General features: G+C 67.8%; 23 protein-coding genes. 8 read left to right on the top strand and 15 right to left on the bottom strand.

Features of this window, described 5'->3' with window-relative positions; genetic code table 11:
• Window positions 1-7: 7 nt before the first annotated feature.
• Window positions 8-475 (bottom strand): type II secretion system major pseudopilin GspG, encoded by a 468-nt coding sequence (gene gspG, locus A3A5_RS0108620; protein WP_026200590.1) that lies wholly within the window; start codon window positions 473-475, stop codon window positions 8-10.
• A gap of 219 nt (window positions 476-694) precedes the next feature.
• Here gspG and A3A5_RS0108625 point away from each other — a divergent pair, with 219 nt between their 5' ends.
• From A3A5_RS0108625 to A3A5_RS0108645, 5 genes are all read left to right on the top strand, one after another.
• Window positions 695-1,147, top strand: a complete 453-nt coding sequence (locus A3A5_RS0108625; protein WP_018310196.1) for an Rrf2 family transcriptional regulator — start codon at window positions 695-697, stop codon at window positions 1,145-1,147.
• Between the two features lie 93 nt (window positions 1,148-1,240).
• Entirely contained in the window at window positions 1,241-2,461 is a 1,221-nt protein-coding gene (locus tag A3A5_RS0108630) for a globin domain-containing protein (RefSeq protein WP_018310197.1), read from the top strand.
• Window positions 2,462-2,576: 115 nt separating this feature from the next.
• Window positions 2,577-3,278, top strand: a complete 702-nt coding sequence (locus A3A5_RS0108635; protein WP_018310198.1) for a type II secretion system protein N — start codon at window positions 2,577-2,579, stop codon at window positions 3,276-3,278.
• 152 nt (window positions 3,279-3,430) lie between these two features.
• The gene (locus tag A3A5_RS0108640; protein WP_018310199.1) at window positions 3,431-4,021 is read left to right on the top strand and encodes an EF-hand domain-containing protein; all 591 of its coding nucleotides are present in this window, start codon (window positions 3,431-3,433) and stop codon (window positions 4,019-4,021) included.
• Between the two features lie 216 nt (window positions 4,022-4,237).
• Entirely contained in the window at window positions 4,238-4,732 is a 495-nt protein-coding gene (locus A3A5_RS0108645; protein ID WP_010813460.1) for an Lrp/AsnC family transcriptional regulator, read from the top strand.
• A gap of 65 nt (window positions 4,733-4,797) precedes the next feature.
• On the opposite strand, the gene A3A5_RS0108650 is transcribed toward A3A5_RS0108645, so the two are convergent.
• Window positions 4,798-5,496: a GNAT family N-acetyltransferase gene (locus tag A3A5_RS0108650; protein ID WP_018310200.1), complete on the bottom strand. Its 699-nt coding sequence runs from the start codon at window positions 5,494-5,496 to the stop codon at window positions 4,798-4,800.
• A 319-nt stretch (window positions 5,497-5,815) separates the two neighbouring features.
• Here A3A5_RS0108650 and A3A5_RS0108655 point away from each other — a divergent pair, with 319 nt between their 5' ends.
• Window positions 5,816-6,370 (top strand): NAD(P)H-dependent oxidoreductase, encoded by a 555-nt coding sequence (locus A3A5_RS0108655; RefSeq protein ID WP_018310201.1) that lies wholly within the window; start codon window positions 5,816-5,818, stop codon window positions 6,368-6,370.
• Window positions 6,367-8,181: a glutathione-regulated potassium-efflux system protein KefC gene (gene kefC / locus A3A5_RS0108660; protein WP_018310202.1), complete on the top strand. Its 1,815-nt coding sequence runs from the start codon at window positions 6,367-6,369 to the stop codon at window positions 8,179-8,181. Before A3A5_RS0108655 ends, kefC begins: the two co-directional genes overlap by 4 nt.
• Window positions 8,182-8,209: 28 nt before the next feature.
• Here the strand turns inward: kefC and A3A5_RS0108665 are convergent, their stop codons facing one another.
• From A3A5_RS0108665 to paaA, 7 genes are all read right to left on the bottom strand, one after another.
• Entirely contained in the window at window positions 8,210-8,827 is a 618-nt protein-coding gene (locus A3A5_RS0108665; protein ID WP_018310203.1) for a TetR/AcrR family transcriptional regulator, read from the bottom strand.
• Window positions 8,828-8,835: 8 nt separating this feature from the next.
• Complete coding sequence (locus A3A5_RS0108670; protein ID WP_018310204.1) at window positions 8,836-9,639, bottom strand: DUF1835 domain-containing protein; 804 nt, start codon at window positions 9,637-9,639, stop codon at window positions 8,836-8,838.
• A 195-nt stretch (window positions 9,640-9,834) separates the two neighbouring features.
• A complete protein-coding gene (gene paaE, locus A3A5_RS0108675; RefSeq protein WP_018310205.1) occupies window positions 9,835-10,923 on the bottom strand; it encodes a 1,2-phenylacetyl-CoA epoxidase subunit PaaE in 1,089 nt (362 codons plus the stop codon).
• Window positions 10,924-10,950: 27 nt separating this feature from the next.
• Window positions 10,951-11,511, bottom strand: coding sequence for a 1,2-phenylacetyl-CoA epoxidase subunit PaaD (gene paaD / locus A3A5_RS0108680; protein ID WP_018310206.1), 561 nt, complete (start codon window positions 11,509-11,511; stop codon window positions 10,951-10,953).
• Between the two features lie 31 nt (window positions 11,512-11,542).
• On the bottom strand, window positions 11,543-12,394 hold the full coding sequence (gene paaC / locus A3A5_RS0108685) for a 1,2-phenylacetyl-CoA epoxidase subunit PaaC (protein WP_018310207.1): 852 nt from the start codon (window positions 12,392-12,394) through the stop codon (window positions 11,543-11,545).
• Between the two features lie 10 nt (window positions 12,395-12,404).
• A complete protein-coding gene (paaB, locus tag A3A5_RS0108690; protein ID WP_012354162.1) occupies window positions 12,405-12,692 on the bottom strand; it encodes a 1,2-phenylacetyl-CoA epoxidase subunit PaaB in 288 nt (95 codons plus the stop codon).
• Window positions 12,693-12,723: 31 nt separating this feature from the next.
• Window positions 12,724-13,743, bottom strand: coding sequence for a 1,2-phenylacetyl-CoA epoxidase subunit PaaA (paaA, locus tag A3A5_RS0108695; protein ID WP_018310208.1), 1,020 nt, complete (start codon window positions 13,741-13,743; stop codon window positions 12,724-12,726).
• A gap of 212 nt (window positions 13,744-13,955) precedes the next feature.
• Here paaA and A3A5_RS0108700 point away from each other — a divergent pair, with 212 nt between their 5' ends.
• The gene (locus A3A5_RS0108700) at window positions 13,956-14,426 is read left to right on the top strand and encodes a universal stress protein (RefSeq protein WP_018310209.1); all 471 of its coding nucleotides are present in this window, start codon (window positions 13,956-13,958) and stop codon (window positions 14,424-14,426) included.
• 53 nt (window positions 14,427-14,479) lie between these two features.
• Here the strand turns inward: A3A5_RS0108700 and A3A5_RS0108705 are convergent, their stop codons facing one another.
• The 6 genes from A3A5_RS0108705 to A3A5_RS44545 form a co-directional block, all read right to left on the bottom strand.
• Window positions 14,480-14,758, bottom strand: coding sequence for a DUF1488 domain-containing protein (locus tag A3A5_RS0108705; protein ID WP_013958269.1), 279 nt, complete (start codon window positions 14,756-14,758; stop codon window positions 14,480-14,482).
• A 111-nt stretch (window positions 14,759-14,869) separates the two neighbouring features.
• Window positions 14,870-16,987 (bottom strand): FUSC family protein, encoded by a 2,118-nt coding sequence (locus A3A5_RS0108710; protein WP_018310211.1) that lies wholly within the window; start codon window positions 16,985-16,987, stop codon window positions 14,870-14,872.
• Between the two features lie 398 nt (window positions 16,988-17,385).
• A complete protein-coding gene (locus A3A5_RS0108715) occupies window positions 17,386-18,630 on the bottom strand; it encodes a nucleoside recognition domain-containing protein (RefSeq protein ID WP_018310212.1) in 1,245 nt (414 codons plus the stop codon).
• 56 nt (window positions 18,631-18,686) lie between these two features.
• A complete protein-coding gene (locus tag A3A5_RS0108720) occupies window positions 18,687-19,073 on the bottom strand; it encodes a DUF488 domain-containing protein (protein ID WP_018310213.1) in 387 nt (128 codons plus the stop codon).
• A 40-nt stretch (window positions 19,074-19,113) separates the two neighbouring features.
• Window positions 19,114-20,787, bottom strand: a complete 1,674-nt coding sequence (locus tag A3A5_RS0108725; RefSeq protein ID WP_018310214.1) for an AMP-binding protein — start codon at window positions 20,785-20,787, stop codon at window positions 19,114-19,116.
• A 206-nt stretch (window positions 20,788-20,993) separates the two neighbouring features.
• On the bottom strand, window positions 20,994-21,360 hold a 367-nt coding region (locus tag A3A5_RS44545; protein WP_232431294.1), incomplete at its 5' end, for a hypothetical protein.

Here is a 21,360-nt window from a genome sequence, read left to right on the forward strand (position 1 = left end):
GCTGTGCTTATTCCCAGTTGCCGATGTCGGCGTCGTTGCCGTTGCCGCCGGCCTGGCCGTCGGCGCCGAAGCTGAACACGTCGATCTCGCCGCGCACGCCCGGGTTCAGGTACTGGTACGGATGGCCCCAGGGATCCTTGGGCAGCTTCTCCAGGTAGCCGCCGCCCTTCCAGTTGTTGGGCACGGGCTCGGTGGTGGGCTTGGCCACCAGCGCGGCCAGGCCCTGCTCGGTGGTGGGGTAGCGGCTGTTGTCCAGGCGATACAGCTTGAGCGCCTGCATGATCGACGAGATGTCCTGGCGCGCGGCCACGATGCGGGCCTCGTCCGGCCGGCTCATGATCTTGGGCACCACCAGCGCCGCCAGCACGCCAAGGATCACGATCACGACCATGATCTCGATCAGGGTGAAGCCGCGCGCACGGCGGGCACGCACGGAACTGGCGGGGCTGGCAATCTGGGGAGTGAATCTGCGCATCGTCAGTGGACCTCTTTGGCTTGAATGGCTGGGCCCGCAGCGGTGGGGCTGCGGCGGGCCGGGTTCGCCAGTCAGTATAACCGGCGCCACATGACTGTTTTATGGGCGGCCCCTTCGGCACCTCAGCAATGTCTGATCCGAATCACAGTTCCTGAAGACGGGCATCCGGCAGGGAAATAACTTGCATCCTGGATACATCTTTTTTAAGATGGCGGCACGATGCAACTGACCCGCTTTTCCGACTATGCGTTGCGGCTGCTGATGTACGTCGCCCGTGGCGACGGCAGCCGGCCGATCACCATTGCCGAGGTGGGGCAGCAGTTCGACATCTCGCACAACCACCTCGTCAAGGTGGCGGCGCGGCTGTCGAAGCTGGGCTGGATCAGTGCCACGCGCGGCCGCCACGGCGGGCTGCAGCTGGGCCCCGGCGCCGAGCGGCTGACCATCGGCACCATCCTGCGCGAGCTGGAAGGGCACAAGGCGGTGATCGACTGCGACAACCCGCCCTGTGCGCTGAACGGCAACTGCCGCCTGAAGCGCGCGCTGGACGTGGCCGAGCAGGCTTTCTACCGCGCGCTGGACGACGTCACGCTGGCCGATGTCACCGGCAGCCAGACGGCCGAGTCGATCATCCGCCTGCATCGCGATTTCCTGAACCGGCGTTCGGCCTGAGCGGATCCTGTCCGCGCGGGCCGGCGAGGGCCGGTTTTATTTTGAGCAAAAACATGCATCTTATTTGCATGATTTAAAACGGAGTGTTTCCTGATGCTGTCCGCCGCTTCCCGCCCCTATATCGATGCAAGCGTCCCCGTGCTGCGTGAGCACGGCCTGGCCATCACCACGCATTTCTACCGCGAGATGTTCGCGGACCGGCCCGAGCTGACGCAGATGTTCAACATGGGCAACCAGGCCAACGGCAGCCAGCAGCAGTCGCTGGCCTCGGCCGTGTTCGCCTATGCGGCCAATATCGATAACGCAGCGGCGCTGGGGCCGGTGCTCGAGCGCATCGTCCACAAGCATGCTGCCGTGGGCCTGACGCCCGCGCACTACCCGATCGTCGGCCGCCACTTGCTGGGCGCCATCTCCGCGGTGCTGGGCGAGGCCGCCGCGCCACCGCTGCTGGCCGCCTGGGACGAGGCCTACTGGCTGCTCGCCGGCGAGCTGATCGCCGCCGAGGCGCGCCTGTACCAGCGCACCGGCGTGGCCGCCGGCGAGCTGACGCCGGTGCGCGTGGTGCGGCGCGAGGCGCAGGGCGACCAGGTGGCCGCGCTGACCCTGGCTGCCGCCGACGGCCAGCCGCTGCGTGGGTTCCGCCCGGGCCAGTACATCAGCGTCGAGGCGCGCCTGGACGATGGCGAGCGCCAGCTGCGCCAGTATTCGCTGTCGGCCGAAAGCGGGCTGCCGACCTGGCGCATCTCGGTCAAGCGCGAGGCGGGCGACCGCGCCACCCCGGCCGGCGCGGTGTCCAACTGGCTGCACGCCAACGCGCAGGAGGGTACTGAACTCAAGGTGAGCGCGCCGTTCGGCGAGTTCACGCCGGCACTCGACGGGCGCCGTCCGCTGGTGCTGCTGTCGGCCGGCATCGGCATCACGCCGATGCTGTCGGTGCTGCGCACGCTGGCCGCGCAGGGATCGCAGCGCCAGGTGCTGTTTGCCCATGCCGCGCGCGATGGCCGCCACCACGCCCATCGCGCCGACCTGCAATGGGCGCGCGAACGCCTGCCGCAGCTGGTCACGCATATCAGCTATGAAACCCCGGGAGCGGCCGACGTCGCCGGTCGCGACTACGACCACGCCGGCACCATGCCGGTGGCCGAACTGCTGCGCCAGCCCGACCTGCAGCGGTTTGTCGACGGCAGCTTCTACCTGTGCGGACCGCTCGGCTTCATGCAGGCGCAGCGCCATGCGCTGGTCAGCGCGGGCGTGCCGGTGGCGCATATCGAGCGCGAGGTGTTCGGGCCGGACCTGCTGGACGACCTGCTCTAAGGGTTGGCGGCGCGCCCCCGGCGCGGCAGACAGCGTCATGGGGCTCTGGTACGCTTGGTCGCGTCCGCGCTTGCGCGCCATTGCCCGCCTTGTGGGTACCCAGAGTCCCGATCCCATGCAACTGTCGCTCCGGCCTTCGCTCCGCTTTGATGCCTCCGCGCCCTGGCTGCCGCGCCTGGCCAGCCTGGTGCTGTTTATCGCGCTGTGTGCGCTTGCCACCTACTGGGTGCTGACCTTCAGCGCGATGCGTACCATCCCGGTTCCGCAGAGCGCGCGCGTGGCCCAGACCGAGGCGGTCGAGACCGGCGCGGTCGCGACGCTGTTCGGCGGCTCGGCGCAGGGCGGCCCGCGCGACGTGCAGCTGATCGGCGTAGTGGCCGAGGTGGATGGCGGCGCGGGCGCGGCCATCGTGTCGATCGATGGCGGCCCGCCCAAGGCGGTGCGCGCCGGCGCCGAGCTGTCGCCGCAGATCCGGCTGGTGGAGATCCGCCAGCGTGCGGTGGTGATCGAGCGCAGCGGCGTGCGCCAGGAAATCGTGCTGCCGCTGCAGGCCGGTGCCACGCGCGGCGCACCGGCAGCGCCCACTGCCTTGCCCACGCCGCCCGCTGGCGCCGCGGCACCGATGGCAACACCGATGCCGGCCCCGGCGCCGGTCGTGAGCCAGCCCGCCGCACCGGCCCAGCAGCCGCAAGGCCAGGCGCCTGCGCACCAGGCCCAGCCCGCCCAACCGCAGCCGCAACCGGTCGATCCGCGCCAGTACCAGCCGGTGGTGGCACCGCAGGCGGCCGACGAAGGCCAACTGGCGCCGAAGGACTGATTCCGGGCGCCAAATATTCGCGCTTGCTTGCGTTCCCTTACGGCGCGCGGGCCTTTCTGTGAGCTGGGTAACATCGTATTAAAAGCGCCAACTTCCGTGCATCGTCTGCGTTCTAATCCATACATGCCTAACGTGATGAAAAGGAGCAAGACATGCAACGCAATCACAAGCCGCAGATCCTGAAGCAGTTCCTGGCCGCATCGGCCGCCCTCCTGGTCGCCGGTGGCGCATTTGCCCAGGCCAGTGCCCCCGCCGCACCCGCTGCGCCAGCCGGCAAGCCCGGCATGGGCCACCATATGGATCACGGTGGCGGCATGTGGATGAAGGCGATCGATACCGACGGCGATGGCGCGATCTCCAAGGCGGAAGCCGACGCCTGGTTCAACAAGCTCGACACCAACCGCGACGGCAAGATCGACAAGGCCGAGATGGATGCGCACCGCAAGGCCACCATGGCCGAGCGCCATGCGCGCATGCAGGCAGCCTTCGACGAGAAGTTCAAGGCTGCCGACAAGAACGGCGACGGCGCGCTGACCAAGGCTGAGGCCAACGCCGGCCTGCCGCACCTGGCCAAGCGCTTCGACCAGCTCGACGCCAACCGCGACGGCAAGCTGACCCGAGACGAAATCCGCGCCGGCATGGAAAAGATGCACCACGGCGACCGCGGCCCGCGTGGCCAGGCGGCACCGGGCGGCCAGCCGGCGCCCGCGGCACCGGGCGCCCCGTCCAGTAGCGGCGGCTGACCGGCCTTGGCGGGCCGCGGCCGCGATTTGCGGTGGCGCCATCGCACAGGTTCGCCCAGCCCGACCGGCTGCCACGCGAGTGACCGATAAGGCTGTCAGCTCACCAGAAGCGGCCCATAATCGGACGTAATTACACAAAAAATTGCGTACTTGTGCACGGCTTGCTAAATTTGCGCAAAAAAATTGCCAATAAACATATTGCGGAGCAACAATATCGTGAGCAAGGTGGAGTTGGACAAGATCGACCGGAAGATCCTGGAAGTGCTGCAGACCAACGGCCGGTTGACCAACCTGGAGGTGGCCGAGCGCGTCAACCTGTCGCCCAGCCCCTGCCTGCGCCGCATCCGGCGGCTGGAGGAGATCGGCGTGATCCGGCAGTATGCAGCGCTGCTGGAGCCCAACAAGATCGGACTTGGTCTGCTGGCCTATATCAATGTCCGGCTGGAAAAGCACGGCGGCGCGCCCAAGGGCAAGGCACCGCTGGATCTGTTCCGCGCCTCGATCGCGGTCTGGCCGGAGGTGGCCGCGTGCCACGCCATGACCGGCGAAATGGACCTGCTGCTCAAGGTCTACGTGGAAGACATGGAGCACTTCGCGCGCTTCATGCAGGAACAGCTGCTGGCGCACCCGTCGGTGATCGACGTGCGTTCCAGCTTTGCGCTGGAAAGCATCAAGGACACCACGGCGCTGCCGGTGGGCGGCGCGGCCTGATGCGGCAAACAAAAACGGCGCATCGTTGCGATGCGCCGTTTGCGTGCCGGCCGCGGTAAGCGGACTCAGGCAGTGTGCTTCTGCGGCACCATGGTGCGCCAGAAGCGCAGCCCAAAGCGGCGTGCGTCGCGCAGGTTGCGGCGCACCGCGTAGTCCAGGTCGGCGAGCTGCTCGTCCAGCGCTTCGGTCAGGCGGCTGGCGGTGTCGGCCGGCGGCAGTTCCAGGTAGGCATCGGCCTCGCCGTAGGCGTACTGGACCTTCATGCCGGCCTTCTTGGCAATGTGCATCATCGCGGCGTTGCGCGACAGGCAATGCATGTACAGCGTGCGCACATTGGTGTTGCGGCCGTGGATCGCGGCGCGCTCGAACAGCGCGCTGCCGATGCCGCGACCGCGGGCGCTGCCCGACACCGACACGCCGAACTCCGCGACGCGGCCCTGGGCGTTGTCGCGCAGGTTGGCGAAGTGGCCCACGCCGATCAGTTCGAGCTTGTCGTCGTACACGCCGAACACGCTGTCATGGTCGAAGTCGATGCTGTCGACATAGGCTTCGATCACGTGATCGCCCACGGACTGGCCAAAACGGAGCAGGCGATCCTCCTGCCCGAGGGCGAGGAAATGCTTCAGCAGGCGCGAGCGGTGGTGGGCCGCCAACTCGCGCACCAATACGGTGGCGCGGTGGGTGGCCTGTGCGGCTTCGGCTGCCTTGCGCAGATCTTCGTCGGTCAGTGCGCCGACGGCCTTGCTCAGTTCGAGCGGATTCACGTTATTTCCTTCCAGGTGCAGTCACAGATAAACATAGCACTGCGTTGGTGTTTTTCCAGGCACTTTTCCCTGCATCGGTGCAGAACTTGGGGGAAACACCATCTTGATGCGGCGCCGAAAGTATTGTAGAGGAATTGTCAGTTCGGCGTAAGCTTCCCGCGCCGCAGCAGGCTGCCGTCTCGCCACCGCATCAATAAAAATCGAATAAAATCAATAGCTTGAAAAAATGTGATGAATTGTTGCGTGGCGTCGGATGTGGATTTGGTGCAACGCCGCAATTCCACGCCTTCCCGCAGGTTCGCCCAGCCGATCGCCTTTGATGACCGAGCCCCCAATCGTTGTGATCTACGCGCACCCCACGCCGAGCCGTTCGCGCGTCAACCGGCCGCTGGCCGATGCATTGGCCGCGCTGCCGCAGGTACAGGTACGCGATCTCTATCGCAGCTATGTCGACTATGACATCGACGTCGTCGCCGAGCAGCGCGTGCTGTCGGTCTCTGACACCATCGTGCTGCAGTTCCCGGTGCGCTGGTACAGCGTGCCGGCGCTGCTCAAGCTGTGGCTCGATGAGGTGCTGGAGCCAGGCTGGGCCTATGGCCCCGGCGGCACCGCGCTGCGTGGCAAGTCCTTGCTGGCGGTGGTGAGCACCGGCGGCACGGCCGATGCCTACGGGCCGGACGGCACCCATGGCCACCCGATCGGGGACTTCCTGCTGCCGCTGGAGCAGAGCGCCTTGCTGTGCGGCATGAACTGGCTGCCGCCGGTGGTGCTGCACGACGCCAACAATGCCGACGCCCAGGCGCTGGCCGAGCATATCGCCCACGTCTGCGGGCGGCTGGGCACCGGCGCCGCACCAGCGGGGGGGCAGGCATGAATCAGCACGACTTCCTGATTGCGCTGCTGGTGTTCCTGGTGGCGGCGGTGGTTGCCGTGCCGCTGGCGCGGCGCGGCGGCCTGGGCGCGGTGCTGGGCTACCTGCTGGCGGGGGCGGCGATCGGGCCGTTTGCGTTGCGCCTGGTGACCAATGTCGAATCGATCCTGCATTTCTCCGAGTTCGGCGTGGTGCTGATGATGTTCGTCATCGGCCTGGAGCTGGAGCCGCGCAAGCTGTGGGCGCTGCGGCGGAGCATCTTTGGCTACGGCGGCGCGCAGCTGGCCGCCTGCGCGCTGGTGATCGGCGCGGTGGCGGCGCTGGCGGGCGCGCCGTGGCAGGTGGCGCTGGTGGCTGGCCTTGGCCTGGCACTGTCCTCGACCGCGATCGCGCTGGCGACGCTGACCGAGCGCAACCTCTTCGGCACGCCGGCGGGGGCGGCCAGCTTCGGCATCCTGCTGTTCCAGGACATCGCCGCGATCCCGATGATCGCGCTGTTGCCGCTGCTGGCCACGCAGGGCGCCGAAGGCGCGGGTCCGGGCGCGGCCGGCTGGCTGGCGGCAGGCAAGGCGGTGGCGGTGATCGGTGCGGTGGTGGCCGGCGGCCGCTACCTGGTGCGCCCGGCGCTGCGCTTTATTGCCCGCACCGACATGCGCGAGATGTTCACCGCGTTTGCGCTGCTGCTGGTGGTGGGCATTGCGTTGATGATGGACGCGGTGGGCTTGTCGATGGCGCTGGGCACCTTCGTGGCCGGCGTGCTGCTGGCTGATTCGGAATACCGCCACGCGCTCGAGGCCGACCTGGAGCCCTTCAAGGGCCTGCTGCTGGGCCTGTTCTTCATGGCCGTCGGCATGTCGATCGACTTTGCCGTGCTGGCGCGCTCGCCCTGGCTGGTGCTGGGTCTGGTGGCCGCCTTCGTGGTTGCCAAGACCGCGGTGCTGGCGCTGCTGGCGCGGTATTTCGCCATCGCCCGAGGCCAGCGGCTGCTGTTTGCGCTGCTGATCTCGCAGGGCGGTGAGTTCGCCTTCGTGGTGTTCGGCGTGGCCGGGACCGCCGGCCTGCTGCCGCGCGAGACCGAGGCCCTGCTGGTGCTGGTGGTGGCGCTGTCGATGGTGGTCACGCCCTTGCTGCTGCTGGCCTATGACCGGCTGGTGGCGCCGCGCCTGGGCAGTGGCAAGGCCCGGCCGGACGAGGCCATTACGCCGCAGCACAATCCGGTGCTGATCGCCGGCTTCGGGCGCTTCGGCCAGATCGTCGGCCGCCTGTTGTACACCCAGGGCGTGGGCGTGACCGTGCTGGACCACGACCCCGACCAGATCGAGTTCCTGCGCCAGTACGGCTTCAAGATCTTCTATGGCGACGCCACCCGGCTGGATCTGCTGGAGGCCGCGGGCATTGCCGACGCGCGCATCCTGGTGGTCGCCATCGACGGCATGGACGAAAGCCTGGAACTGATCGACCGCGTGCGCCAACGCTTTCCCGAACTGCGGATCTATGCCCGGGCACGCCATGTGTCACATGTCTACCAGCTCAAGGACCGCGGCGTGCACCTGTTCGAGCGTGAGATGTTCGAGGGCTCGCTGATGCTGGGCCGCCGCGTGCTGGAGGGGCTGGGCTTCGATCCGGCCGAGGCCCGCAACGTGGCACTGCGTTTCCGGCGCCACAACATCCAGGCGATCGACCGCTTCTATCCGCATTACACCGACCAGAAGAAGCTGGTCTCGCTGGCGCGCCAGGCGCGCGACGAACTGGAGGAGATGTTCCGCCAGGACCGCGAGCAGCGGCGCCAGCGCGAAGAGGCCGAGTGGATGTGAGTGGGCAGGGCGACAGGCCAGCGCCGCGTCAGCGCGCGGCCGCGGTCCGGCCGGGCAGGCCGCCTTCGAGCAGGTCGACCACCATCTCGGCAAACTCTGCATAGGACAGCCGGCCACCCGGCTTGAGCCAGGTGAAGGTCCAGTTGATCATGCCGAAGATGGTCATGGTCAGCGCGGTCTGGTTCTCGCGCGTGACACGCTCCGGGTAGGCCCGGCGCAGCAGGCGCGAGAAGGCCGCGACCACGTCGCGCTCACGGCCCAGAATCAGGTCGCGCTGGGTCTCGGCCAGGAACTTGACGTCGTTGATCAGCGCGATATGGCGCGTCTGCGAGGTCTCGTACTCCGCCAGGAAGGCACGGATCAGGTTGCCGAAGGCGTCCTTGTCGGTGCGCGCGTGGCGCTCGGCATCGGCCTCAACTTCAGTGACGAGCAGCATCAGCCGGCGCGTGTAGCGGTCCAGCAGGTCGAACAGGATCGCTTCCTTGCTCTCGTAATAGTGGTAGAGCCGCGCCTTGGAGGTGCCGCAGGCGGCGGCCAGGTCGGCCATCGAGGTGCTGGGGTAGCTGCTGTTGGCAAAGGCGGCGGCGGCCAGGTCCAGGATCTGCTCGCGCTGCGCCTCGAAATCGGGTGCCTTGGTACGGGCCATATTCTCGTTTATTCGCCGCCGGTGCCACTGCTGCCGATATGGCGGCGCAGTTCGCAGGTATCGAGCGAATCAGCATTGCCGCGCAGCACCAGCTGGCCCATGGCGATCAGCTCGCGGCAGCGCCAGAACACGAACCAGTCGCTGGCCAGCAGACCCTCGATCGCGCCCATCACGCTGCCCACCATCTGCGCCGCGGGGGTCCAGTCGGACGGGGCGCGTTCCATGATGATCTCGTCGATGGTGTGGTATGCCGCCGGCACCAGCGTGTTGCCCTTCCAGAGCCGCACGTCGGCGTTTTCCTTGACGTTCTGCTGCCACTCGTAGCCGAGGCGGCCCAGGCGCAGCACCGAGACCGGGGCGATGGTGGAAAAGCGCCGCGCCAGCCGCGCGGGCGTGTACATGCCGATCGCCGCCAGGTTGCCCTGCGCAGGCATTTCCAGCTCGCGCAGGTCCATGGCGACTTCATTGATCCGCTGCGGCGCCTGGTACAGGTGGAACACCACCCGGCGCAGCATCAGCTGGTCGGCCGCGCTCTGGCCGTGCCAGATGGCCACTTCCATGTCGTCCTGGCGCAGCGCCTGGAGCTGGTCCAGCGCCTGGCGCATCTCGGCGCCGAAATCGATGTCGGTATGCGGGGCGACCCGCTGCCAGAAGCCGGAGCGGATCAGGCCGGTGCTGTCGATGTCGGCCAGCGGTCCCACCGCCAGGTCGTCACGCAGCACCACGACAGGATCCGGCCGCGCAGCCTGGGCCAGAGCCTGGCGCAGGGTCGTGCCTGCTACATCACCATTGACGACGTGGATATATTGCATGGCCGTGATTGTATATGGGTGGGACGGTTCGCTGGCACCGCCGCGGCGGCGATGCGACAGGCGCGATCGCCGCCCGTCCGGTCACTGTCCTGCAAGCATCGCGCCAGCAGGAAGCGGCCTGCCGCCATTGTAGTCACGGCCGGTGCTGGCCAATGTCGGCAATTGTCTGAATACGCACGCGCCGGCGTGCCAGGATCAGCGTTCGTCGTAGCTGACCACCACCCGCGGCGTCAGCGCCCGCGCCTGGCAGGTGAGCACGAAGCCTTTTTCCATCTCCCACGGCTCGAGCGTGTAGTTCTTTTCCATCTCCACCTGGCCTTCCAGCACCTTGGCGCGGCAGGTGCAACAGACGCCGCCCTTGCAGGCGTAGGGCAGGTCCAGTCCGGCTGCCAGCGCGGTGTCGAGCACGTTGGCGTCTTCCAGCGGCAGGCGCATGCTGTGCTGCTTGCCGTCGAGCACCACCACCAGCTCGGCGGTGCCGGCATGGTCGGTATGCGCCGGGGCCGGCTTGCGCCTGGCCTGGGTCAGCGGCACGCCGAAGCGCTCGGCGTGGATGCGGTGCGGATCGAGGCCCGCGTCGCGCAGCGCCGCCTCGACCTCATCGATCATCGAGGCCGGCCCGCAGACAAAGGCCGCGTCGATGTCGTCCACCGGGATCAGCGCCTGCAGGAAGGCCGTCACGCGGGCATGGTCGAGCCGGCCATGCAGCAGGTCCACCTCCTGCGGCTGGCGCGACAGCACGTGGTAGAGCGTGAAGCGCGCCAGGTACTGGTTCTTCAGGTCTTCCAGCGCCTCGGAGAAGATGATGCTGTCGACGTTGCGGTTGCCATAGACCAGCGTGAAGCGGCTGTGCGGCTCGGCCTGCAGCGTGGTGCGGACGAGCGACAGCACCGGCGTGATGCCGCTGCCGGCGGCAAAGGCCACGTAGTGGCGCGCCGCGCCGGCATCGAGCGGCACGTGGAAACGCCCGTCGGGGGTCATCACGTCGATCACCTGGCCCGGGGTGATGGAATCATGCAGGTGCGTGGAAAAGAGTCCGTCGTCGACCAGCTTGACCGCCACGCGCAGCTCGCCGTGCGCGTCGTAGTCCTGCACAGCCGAGCAGATCGAGTAGGAGCGGCGCAGGTCCTTGCCGTCGACCGGCGCCTTCAGCGTCAGGAACTGGCCCTGGGTGAAGCGGTAGGCATCGCGCAGCGTGTCCGGCACCTCGAAGGCGATCGAGATGGTGTCGGCGGTCTCGGGGCGCACCTGCGCCACGCGCAGCGGATGGAACTGTGGAGTCATGGCAGCCTGGCTTCGGCCCGGCAGGGCTCAGTAGGGTTTGAAATAGTCGAACGGCTCGCGGCAGTCCAGGCACCGGTACAGTGCCTTGCAGGCGGTCGAGGCAAAGCGCGAGATTTCCTGCGTATGCACGCTGCCGCAGCGCGGGCAGGCCACGACATCGGGCGCGCCCGCGCGGGCGGCGCGGGGCACAAAGCGCAGCGGCTGCACGGCGGCTGGCGTGCCGCACTGGCCCGGCGGCGCGATGCCGAAGGCGCGCAGGCGCTCGCGCGCAGCCGGGGTGATCCAGTCGGTGGTCCACGCCGGCGCCAGCACGGATCGGATGCGCCAGGGCGCCAGCCCGGCGCCGTCCAGTGCCTGGCCGATGTCCTCGGCGATTTGCGACATGGCCGGGCAGCCGGAGTAGGTGGGCGTGATGACGATCTCAAGCACGCCGTCGGCGCCGGGCACGACATCGCGCAGGATGCCCAGATCGCGGATCGACACGACCGGGATTTCCGGGTCCGGCACGGCCTCGAGCGCTGCCCACGCACGCGCGGTGCGGCCGTCGGTGGTGCGGTGGTGGCGCGGGGGCAGGGTAGCGACGTTCATGCCAATCAATCCTTTGCAGCGAAGCGGGCGCTTACCATTGCGCGCCTGGATGAGCCCGCGCCAGCCCCTGCATCTCGCCCAGCAGGTAGCTCATGTGTTCGGAGTGCACGCCGTGCTTGCCGGTCGAGACAAAGCTCGTGGCCTGGGGCAGGGTCAGCGTGGCGGCCTGCAGCGTCTCGGCGACGGTGGCATCCCAGACTGGGCGCAGCGTGGCCGTGATGGCGCCGATGCCCTGCGCGGCGGCCTCGGCTTCCACCGCGTCCTCGGCAAAGCACTCGTTCATATAGGGCAGCAGGTGCTCCAGCGCGCGCTGCATGCGCGCGTGCGATGCCTCGGTGCCGTCGCCCAGGCGCACTACCCAGCCAGCCGCGTGGTGCAGGTGGTAACGCGCTTCCTTGACCGACTTGGCGGCGATCGCGGCCAGTTGGTCATCGCGGCTGGCCAGCAATGCTTGCCAAAGCTCGACCATCAGCGCGCTGTACAGGAAGTTGCGCATGATGGTGACGGCGTAGTCGCGCTCGGCGGCGGCGTTGCCGGCCAGCGGGCCGCGGTGCGGCAACTCCAGCAGCGTCCAGTTGCGGAAGTCGCGCTCGGCGCGCCAGTAAGCGTAGTCATCCTCATGGCGGGGCAGGCCGGTCAGCTCGCCTTCCAGCTCGCCGGCGCGGCCGTACAGCAGCCGCGCCTGGCCGATCAGGTCCAGGCTGATATTGGCCAGTGCGATGTCTTCTTCAAGCACCGGGCCGTGGCCACACCATTCGGCATTGCGCTGGCCCAGGACCAGGGCGTTGTCGGCCAGGCGCAGCACATAGCGCAAGGCCGCGGTGCGCGCCGGCGGCAGGTGGTCGAGCGAGGCGGGCACAGTCGGCAGTGGGGACGCGGTCATCGTGCGGGCCTTACATATGGTTGACTTCGTCGGGCAGCTGGTAGAACGTCGGGTGCCGGTAGATCTTGTCGGCCATCGGGTCGAACAGTTCCGGCTTTTCCTCGGGCACGCTCGCGGTGATGGCCGCTGACGGCACCACCCAGATCGACACACCTTCCTGGCGCCGCGTATAGACGTCGCGCGCCATGTGCAGCGCCTGCTGCGCATCGGCGGCGTGCAGGCTGCCGCAATGCTTGTGTTCCAGGCCTTGCTTGCTGCGTACGAACACTTCCCACAGCGGCCATTCCTTGCGTTGCATCGTTTGTCTCCTCCGTCCTCGGGCGCGGTGTTCAGGCCGCGGCGCGGCTGGCGCGGGCTTCGCGGCCGGCCAACTTGGCGGCGTGCGCCAGCGCGGCCTCGCGCACCCAGGCGCCGTCCTCATGCGCTTTCACGCGGGTGGCCAGGCGCTCGCGGTTGCAGGGCCCGTCGCCGTTGATCACGCGCCAGAACTCATCCCAGTCCAGCGGGCTGTAGTCATAGTGGCCGCGCTCGGCATTCCATTGCAGGCCGGGATCGGGCAGGGCCACGCCCAGCACGCGGGCCTGCTCGACCGTGGCATCGACAAACTTCTGGCGCAGGTCGTCGTTGGAGATGCGCTTGATGCCCCAGGCCATGGTCTGGGCGCTGTTGGTCGAGGCCGCGTCGGGCGGGCCGAACATCATCAGCACCGGAAACCACCAGCGGTTGACCGCGTCCTGCACCATCTCGCGCTGGGCCTCGGTGCCGCGCATCATCGCCAGCAGGGCGTCGAAGCCCTGGCGCTGGTGGAACGACTCTTCCTTGCAGATGCGGATCATGGCGCGCGCATACGGGCCGTAAGAGCAGCGGCACAGCGGAATCTGGTTCATGATCGCCGCGCCGTCGACCAGCCAGCCGATCACGCCCACGTCGGCCCAGGTCAGCGTCGGGTAGTTGAAGATCGACGAGTACTTGGCCTTGCCGCTGTGCAGCGCGTCGACCAGGTCATCGCGCGAGGCGTCCAGCGTCTCGGCGGCGGAGTACAGGTAGAGCCCATGGCCGCCTTCATCCTGGACCTTGGCCAGCAGGATGGCCTTGCGCTTGAGCGACGGGGCCCGGCTGATCCAGTTGCCCTCCGGCAGCATGCCGACGATCTCCGAGTGCGCATGCTGCGAGATCTGGCGCACCAGGGTCTTGCGGTAGGCCTGCGGCATCCAGTCCTGCGGCTCGATCTTGCCGTCGGCGGCCATGCAGGCGTCGAACGCGGCCTGGCGGGCGGCTTCGTCCTGAGGCGCGCTGGCCTGTGCCGTTTCGGCATGCTGGCCGGGCAGGTCAAGGCTCTGCGTGTACATATTGTCTCCTCTGGCGGGGATGGCGCTCGGATCGCGGACAGCGACTGGCCCTATTATATATATGCCGACCGGTCGGTCAATTTAAGGGAAAGCCCGTTGCTCTGGCCGTTGGCGTGATTCTGCCAGCTACGTGGCGGCTGCCGCACGTGTAGTATCGAAGACAGGCGGCGTTACCGCCGCCATCCCTTTCCCTGCCAACGGAGGCAATACCTATGACGAGCATGGCATACAGCAAGATCGTGGTGGCGGTGGACGGCAGCAGCACGTCCGACCTGGCGCTGGGCGAAGCCATCCGCGTGGCGGCTCCGGGCGGCGCCACCGTGCTGGCGCTCTATGTCGTGGACACTGGCACGCCCATGTTCGATGCCGGGTACTACGACCCGAGCCAGCTGCAGAAGGCGTTCGTGGAAAGCGGCCAGCGCGCGCTGCAGGCCGCCTCGCAGCGGCTGGCCGCGGCCGGCGTGGCGCATGAAACCCGGCTGGTGACCGAAGCGCCGGTGCCCGGCGACATGGGGGCCTCGATCAACGAGGCCGCGCGCCAGTGGGGCGCCGACCTGCTGGTGATCGGCACGCACGGACGCCGCGGCGTGCGCCGGCTGGTACTGGGCAGCGTGGCCGAGGCGGTGCTGCGCCAGTCCACCATGCCGGTGCTGCTGGTGCGCGGCGAGGCGAAGGCCGACTGAATGGCCGAATGAAATCACGCCCCCGATCGGGGGCGCCAGGACAGGCGACGGGATCAGCCGGCGAAACGGAAATGGCCGCTGCGCAGCACGATCTCGCGCGCCTCGGTCAGCTCGAACAGGCTTTCGGCCAGGCGCTCGATGCGCTGCCGGTTGCTGGTGAAAGCTGCGACCAGGTCTTCCTCGCGCGGGGAACGCGCGCCGAAATGGGCCTCGAGGGCCTCGGCGGTGACGGAATACAAGGTGGGACTGCCGTTGACCGTGGCGGGGCAGGACAGTGTGAGGCTGGCTGCGCAGTAGGTCGGGAGGCTGCGAGGGAACGTGATGTCTGACATGGCGTACCTCGTGCTGGCGGCGGACGTATTAAATCAATATAGGCCATCGCCGCGCTCCGTAAAGCTCGGCCGGTACGCTGGCTGGACCGGCAACCTTCTTTCTGGTACCGCTCAGCCGCTGTGCGCCCGCCGGCGCCCCGGTGGCCTGCGCGCGGCCGCGCCCAGCGTGCGCAGCTCCGCCACCGCGGAATGGGCGGCGGCGATATGCGCGGCGGCGTAGTCGGCCTGATCCGCCAGGAAGGCGTCGAGAGCGGCGGCGGGTGGCAGCGCAGGGCGCTCGGCGCTGCCGGCAGGGCCCGCCAGGCCCGGCCGCATCGCCAGCCCAGCCAGTTGCGCTTCCCGTTGCGTCAGGAGCGCGCGCACTTCAGCCCCGGCGGGCAGCGTGAAAACGCCCGACTCCACCCCGGCTCGCACCACGCCGGCCAGCGCTGCCATGCGGCGCGCACTTGCATGCACGCGCTGGTAGGCCCCGGCATAGTCCGGCGCCAGCGCGCCGGCGGCCTGTGCCAGCGTGTGTTCCGCATGGGTGGATGCCCGGCCGGCAGCAATGCGCAAGGCTTCCAGCCGCGCCACGGCGGGCGGCGTCGCGGCCTCCGCCACGCGGCTGGCGGCGAAGGCGGCACGCAGGTAGACCGCGTTGACCGCCACCGCGTCGACGGCATGGCGGAACACGCGCGACATCTCCACGCGCGGTGCCAGCACATAGTACGTGGCCAGCGCGATCAGGCAGCCCAGCGCGGTATCGATGCCGCGCAGCGCGGCAAAGTGGCTGCTGTCGACGGCCGGCGCGCCCACCCATGAGAACAGGATCACGGCCGGCGTCAGGCAGAACGCGAACGCCCCGGGCTGCCCGGCAAGGCGGTTGGCATAAGCCCCGGCCAGGAAGGCCGCGCTGATGCCCAGCGCCACCACCGGCGCCGGATGGAGCAGGCCAATCACACAGGCGCACAGTGCGCCCGCCAGCGAGCCCGCAAAGCGTTTCACGGAAACCTGCCGGGTGGTCTGCAGCTGGGGGCTGAGCACCATGATCACCGTCACTGCCACCCAGTAGCCGTGATCCAGCCGCCACCACTGCGCCGGCACCAGGCTGAGGCTGCCGGCCAGTGCCAGCCGCAGGGCGTGGTGCGTGGCCTGGGCATCACCTGCGGCGTGGTCGGCCAGCCCGCGCAGCATCTGGGCCAGTCCGTGCCCGATGCCGCGCCGCGGCCAGCGGAAGCCTGCGCGCCATCGGTCGAAATCCGGATGGCGCGCCAGGGCGGATAGTGCGGCCTGATAGGAGGGCGGGGCGCTGGCATTGGCCACGGGGGCGGTCAGGCGCCGCAGTTCGTGGCGCAGCGCCGCGCTCAACGCCGGCAGGTCGGGCGCGTGCCGCGCCAGTGCCTGGCCAGCTTGTTCGCGGGCGTTGGCGACGCAGCGCGCGATATGACGCAACGGCGGCTGCATCGGCAAGCCATGGGCGGCGCCGGCGCGCTCGCGCAGTTCGCCCGCGACGATCAGCAGCGCAAACAGGGCGTCGGCGACACCCACGGCATAGGCATAGTGCAGGAAACTGCAGGCGTCGCGCACGCTGCGTCGGGCCTCGATGGCCCGGCGCGCGGCCTCGATGCGGTTGCGGATGTCCTGCTTGCAGGTGGCGAGGTCATTGCCGTGGCGGGTGTCGGCGAGTGCCGTGGCGAGCCCGACCAGCGCGTCGTAGGCGGCCAGGATCTCGGTGCGTGGCCGGTCGTCGCGGGCCGACGGGATCAGTGCCAGGCAAGCCAGGCACGCGAACACGCCGCCGCGCAGGAAGTCGAGCCCGCTTTGCAGGGCCTGCACGGCCAGGTCAGGCCCGGCCGCAGGCTGCAGGCACGCGGCCACCAGCACGACATAGAGCAGCTTGGCCGCCAGTGCGCTGGCCGGGCCGCGCGTCTCTGCCAGGCCTGCGGCAAGCCCTCCCGCCATCACGACCAGCACCGCCAGCCAGGGCGCCGGCGCCACGGCCGCGCCCAGCGCGCTGGCCACCGCCCCGCCAATGCCGACCGCTCCCAGGCTGGATAGCCGCGCCGACGCGGTGCCTTGCCGGTCCGCCAGGCAGGTCCAGATCGAGGCCGTGGCCGACCACAGGTAGCCTGCATCCCCGCTCAGCCAGCCAATACCGGCAAGGGCCAGGAACGACAGCGCATAGATGATCCCGCGCCGGATCAGCACGGGGTCAGGCCAGTAGCGGGTAAGGAGGGCGGAGGCGAACATGCGGAGCCGGGATCCAGGCGGGCCTGCCAGGTTGGGCACCCGTCGTGTGGCCACTCTACGATACCGTTTGCTGCGTTGCAACAAAACCGGCCTGTTAGCCTCAGCAGCGGATCGCCGCACCACGGTGGAGCGAGAAAGCCGCGTGGCGAGGATCCAAGCACGATTGCTGCGCCAGCAGAGGCAAACGTGCACAGGGGTTGGCCGTTCCCGGCGCGAAGGCGAAAAAAAACCCACGCAGGTTGTGCGTGGGTTGGAATCCACCGAGGTGGTGGAGGAGACAGACTCCACTATACATGGTTTGTTGCGACGCACCAAGCGGCTATGTGTCAATGTCTGACAATGCGCACAATGGCGTTGCATCGATGCAACAAAGTCCCGTTTCCGACCATCCGGCTGGCCTACCGGAACAGATATGCGGCACCTACCGCACACACGATTCCGGCCGCATCGGCCACCAGCGCACAACCCAGCGCATGGCGCGTATTGCGTACATTGATGCTGCCGAAGTAGACCGCCAGCACATAGAAAGTGGTCTCGGTCGAGCCCTGGATGATTGCCGCCAGCCGTCCCTGGAACGAGTCCACCCCATAGGCTGTCATCACATCCACCATCAGCCCGCGCGCGCCGGCGCCGGACAGGATCTTCATCAGCCCGACCGGCAGTGCCGGCACGAAGTCCGTATTGACGCCAAGCTGGGCAAAGCCCAGCGTCAGCCAGCCCATCAGCACCTCCATGCAGCCGGTGGCCCGGAACAGGCCGATGGCTACGAGGATCGCCACCAGGTAGGGAATGATCTGCACGGCGACGCCAAAGCCTTCCTTGGCGCCATCGATAAAGGCTTCATAGACATTGACCCGCCGCAGCGCGCCGCAGACCAGGAACAGCGTGATCAGCGAGAGGATGAAGCCGGCGCCGGCCAGTGCCGTCACGCTGCTGACCTGCTCCGGCGGCGCGTGCCGCAGCCAGGCGAACATCCCGCCCAGCAGCGCCGCGACCACGCCGAACGCCACCAGCACGGCCGGGCGCAGCAGGTTCAGCCGCTGCACCCACGCCACCGCCAGCAGGCCTGCCAGGCATGAGCCGCCGGTGGCCAGCAGCGTCGGCAGGAAGATATCGGCCGCGTTGAAACCCACCAGCCCCTGCTTGACTGCAATGGCCTGCCGGATCGCGATCACCGAGGTCGGGATCAGCGTCAGCCCGGCCGTATTCAGCACGATGAACATGATCTGCGCATCGGTGGCCACGTCCGGGCGCCGGTTCAGCGTCTGCAGCTCGCGCATGGCATTGAGGCCGAGCGGCGTGGCGGCATTGTCCAGCCCGAGCAGGTTGGCCGACACGTTCATCATCATCGCCCCCTGTGCCGGATGGCCCTGCGGCACGCCGGGGAAGAAATGGCGCAGCAGCGGGTTCACCAGCCGGGCGAAGGCATCGACCACGCCAGCGCGCTCGCCGATGCGCATGATGCCAAGCCACAGGCTCATCACCCCGGCCAGACCGAGCGCGATCTCGAAGGCCGTGCGCGCGCTGTCGAACAGGCTCGCCAGCATCGCCGGGAAGACGGCGAGATCGCCGCTGGCCAGGCGGACGCAGGCGGCGACAAAGGAAATCAGGAAGAAACCGAGCCAGACAACGTTCAGGGCCATCGGAATGGGGAAGCGGGGAAATCAAAGCCGGGGAGACTCCCGGCACAGCGTGCAGCTCAGCCGATCACGGCGCCGCGTTCAGCCAGCAGCTCGCGCAGGACCGAACGGTGGCAGTGCGCCTCGTTCTCGCAGTAGCAGCCCACTGAGAAATTGGTCTGGTGCGACAGCGCCGCCAGCAGGTCGAGGGTGCGGCTGGGATCCGGCTCGGCCATTTCCTTGCGGAAGTGCCGCACGAACGCCCGCCATTGCTTGTCATCGGTGGCCTGCAGCGCCTGGGCCACCAGCTCGGGCGATGGCGACAGCACGGGATACCAGACATCGTAGAAATCGCGGCTGGCAAACTCGGATTTGGGCACGCCCCGCGGCGGACGGCGCACGGTGCCGATGCGCAGGCCTTCGTCGGCCGCGCGCGGCGCGCCCAGTCTTACGATTCGGATGGTCATGGAGGATCCCGCTCATGTCTGCCGACGCGGGTGCGTCCGGCTAAAGTCCCAGATCATGAATCATGGTGTCGCGCATGACAAACTTCTGCACCTTGCCCGTCACAGTCATCGGCATTTCCGAGACAAAGCGGATATAGCGAGGAATCTTGTAATGGGCGATCTGGTCGCGGCAGTACGTCCGGATCTCGTCCTCGGTGGCGGTCTGGCCGGGTTTGAGCACGATCCAGGCGCAGACCTCCTCGCCGTATTTCTGGTCAGGCACGCCGAAGACCTGCACCGCCTGCACCTTGGGATGGCGGAACAGGAATTCCTCGATCTCGCGCGGGTAGATGTTCTCGCCGCCGCGGATCAGCATGTCCTTGACCCGGCCGACGATATTGCAGTAGCCCTCGTCGTCAATGGTGGCGAGGTCGCCGGTGTGCATCCAGCCATCGCGGATTGCCTCGCGGGTGCGCTCATCGTCTTCCCAGTAGCCTTGCATCACGGAATAGCCGCGAGTGCAAAGCTCGCCGGTGGCGCCGGTCGGGACAATCTCGCCGAGGGCGTCGACCACCTTGCATTCCAGGTGCGGCTGCACCCGCCCCACGGTGGCGACGCGCTTGTCCAGCGGATCGTCGGTGGCGCTCTGGAACGAGACCGGGCTGGTTTCGGTCATGCCATAGGCAATGGTGACCTCCGACATATGCATGTCGGCCACCACGCGCTTCATGACCTCGATCGGGCAGGGCGCGCCGGCCATGATGCCGGTGCGCAGGGTCGAGAAGTCGAAGCGGCTGAACTCCGGATGGTCCAGTTGGGCGATGAACATGGTCGGCACGCCATGCAGGGCGGTGCAGCGCTCCTCGCTGGCCGCCTGCATGGTCGCGAGCGGATCGAAGGCCTCTCCCGGGAACACCATGCACGCGCCGACCGAGACGCAGGCCAGCACCGACAGCACCATGCCGAAGCAATGATAGAGCGGCACCGGGATGCACAGTACGTCACCGTCGCCGAGGCGCATCGCCATGGCGACAAAGCGGCCGTTGTTGACCACGTTGTGATGCGTCAGGGTGGCCCCCTTGGGGTTGCCGGTGGTGCCGCTGGTGAACTGAATATTGATGGCGTCATGCGCGCAGAGCGTGGCGGTCACCGCGTCCAGGCGCGCAGTATCTGGTTCGGCCAGGAGTGCATCGTAATTAAGCATGCCGGGCGTCGCCTCCGATCCCATGCGGACCACCCACTGCAGCCGGGGCAGCCGGGTGGCGCGCAGGGCACCCGGCTCGGCCTCGGCCAGTTCCGGCGCCAGCGCCTGCAGAGTGGCCAGGTAGTCGCTGGTCTTGAAACGCGCGGCCGTGATCAGCATGCGCACGCCCGCCTTGTTCAGCGCATATTCCAGCTCCGCCTGGCGGTAGGCCGGGTTGATATTGACCAGGATGGCGCCGATGCGCGCAGTGGCGAACTGGGTCACCAGCCATTCGGGCCGATTCGGCGCCCAGATACCGACACGGTCGCCCGGCTGGATGCCGCGCTGGAGCAGGCCGCTGGCCAGGCGATCGACCTGGTCGCTGAACTCCGCCCAGCTCCAGCGCACGCCATGCTCGCGGAACACCACGGCCGGGCCGTCCGGGTTTGCGGCGACCGTGCGCGCCAGCAGTGCCGGAATCGTCTGGTCAGGCAGGGGGATGTCGGTGTTGCCGGCGACCAGGGAGAGGCCGGGCGTCACGGGTCGGGTCATCTTGTCTCCTTCAACTGCTCTGCTTGGCATTCGACGCCTACTATCTATAAGGAAGGCGTTTCGGGTTGGGCCACCGCCCACGGCGTCAGCTTAAGCCGAGGCGCCGCTGGATGTTGTCACCACCGCGACATTTGCGCCTCATACGTCGCTTTTATGGGTGCTTCGAATTATTTCGCGAAATCGCTTGCCAGTCGGTCCTGCGTCCCTTAATATTCGCCCCCTCGCAACACAACGCAGCGCTGCAAAGCAGGCGCGGCAAGGGTTGCGGGGTCGACCGGGTAGGTCGGCGCAGCGAAGTTGGCGCGCCGGCCGCAGCGAAAAAAGTTGCTGAAACGGTTGACGAAACGAAGAAAGCTCTGCATAATCTCGTTTCTCTGCTGCAGACAACGCAGCAGCGCTGAACGGCAAAGCCGGCAGCGAAGTTCTTTAACAACCAAACAACCGATAAGTGTGGGCGCTGGGTAGCGGACGCCACTGTCTTCGGACAGTGTGGCTTCACAAGTTATACAGTGCTCGCACAGCAAAACGTGACTGGGTCTTCGGATCTGGTCAGTCAGTTTTCTGAGAGTGAGC

Source organism: Cupriavidus sp. UYPR2.512 (assembly GCF_000379565.1).
GTDB lineage: Bacteria > Pseudomonadota > Gammaproteobacteria > Burkholderiales > Burkholderiaceae > Cupriavidus.

Excerpts from the sequence above, each read along its gene's own strand:
- A3A5_RS0108670 (WP_018310204.1), bottom strand. The coding sequence starts at position 9,639 with ATGCAATATATCCACGTCGTCAATGGTGATGTAGCAGGCACGACCCTG.
- kefC (WP_018310202.1), top strand. The coding sequence starts at position 6,367 with ATGAATCAGCACGACTTCCTGATTGCGCTGCTGGTGTTCCTGGTGGCG.
- paaD (WP_018310206.1), bottom strand. The coding sequence starts at position 11,511 with ATGAACGTCGCTACCCTGCCCCCGCGCCACCACCGCACCACCGACGGC.
- gspG (WP_026200590.1), bottom strand. The coding sequence starts at position 475 with ATGCGCAGATTCACTCCCCAGATTGCCAGCCCCGCCAGTTCCGTGCGT.
- A3A5_RS0108665 (WP_018310203.1), bottom strand. The coding sequence starts at position 8,827 with ATGGCCCGTACCAAGGCACCCGATTTCGAGGCGCAGCGCGAGCAGATC.
- A3A5_RS0108630 (WP_018310197.1), top strand. The coding sequence starts at position 1,241 with ATGCTGTCCGCCGCTTCCCGCCCCTATATCGATGCAAGCGTCCCCGTG.
- paaB (WP_012354162.1), bottom strand. The coding sequence starts at position 12,692 with ATGCAACGCAAGGAATGGCCGCTGTGGGAAGTGTTCGTACGCAGCAAG.
- paaA (WP_018310208.1), bottom strand. The coding sequence starts at position 13,743 with ATGTACACGCAGAGCCTTGACCTGCCCGGCCAGCATGCCGAAACGGCA.
- A3A5_RS0108725 (WP_018310214.1), bottom strand. The coding sequence starts at position 20,787 with ATGACCCGACCCGTGACGCCCGGCCTCTCCCTGGTCGCCGGCAACACC.
- A3A5_RS0108705 (WP_013958269.1), bottom strand. The coding sequence starts at position 14,758 with ATGTCAGACATCACGTTCCCTCGCAGCCTCCCGACCTACTGCGCAGCC.
- A3A5_RS0108700 (WP_018310209.1), top strand. The coding sequence starts at position 13,956 with ATGACGAGCATGGCATACAGCAAGATCGTGGTGGCGGTGGACGGCAGC.
- A3A5_RS0108720 (WP_018310213.1), bottom strand. The coding sequence starts at position 19,073 with ATGACCATCCGAATCGTAAGACTGGGCGCGCCGCGCGCGGCCGACGAA.
- A3A5_RS0108635 (WP_018310198.1), top strand. The coding sequence starts at position 2,577 with ATGCAACTGTCGCTCCGGCCTTCGCTCCGCTTTGATGCCTCCGCGCCC.
- A3A5_RS0108710 (WP_018310211.1), bottom strand. The coding sequence starts at position 16,987 with ATGTTCGCCTCCGCCCTCCTTACCCGCTACTGGCCTGACCCCGTGCTG.
- A3A5_RS0108625 (WP_018310196.1), top strand. The coding sequence starts at position 695 with ATGCAACTGACCCGCTTTTCCGACTATGCGTTGCGGCTGCTGATGTAC.
- A3A5_RS0108655 (WP_018310201.1), top strand. The coding sequence starts at position 5,816 with ATGACCGAGCCCCCAATCGTTGTGATCTACGCGCACCCCACGCCGAGC.
- A3A5_RS0108715 (WP_018310212.1), bottom strand. The coding sequence starts at position 18,630 with ATGGCCCTGAACGTTGTCTGGCTCGGTTTCTTCCTGATTTCCTTTGTC.
- A3A5_RS0108640 (WP_018310199.1), top strand. The coding sequence starts at position 3,431 with ATGCAACGCAATCACAAGCCGCAGATCCTGAAGCAGTTCCTGGCCGCA.
- paaC (WP_018310207.1), bottom strand. The coding sequence starts at position 12,394 with ATGACCGCGTCCCCACTGCCGACTGTGCCCGCCTCGCTCGACCACCTG.
- paaE (WP_018310205.1), bottom strand. The coding sequence starts at position 10,923 with ATGACTCCACAGTTCCATCCGCTGCGCGTGGCGCAGGTGCGCCCCGAG.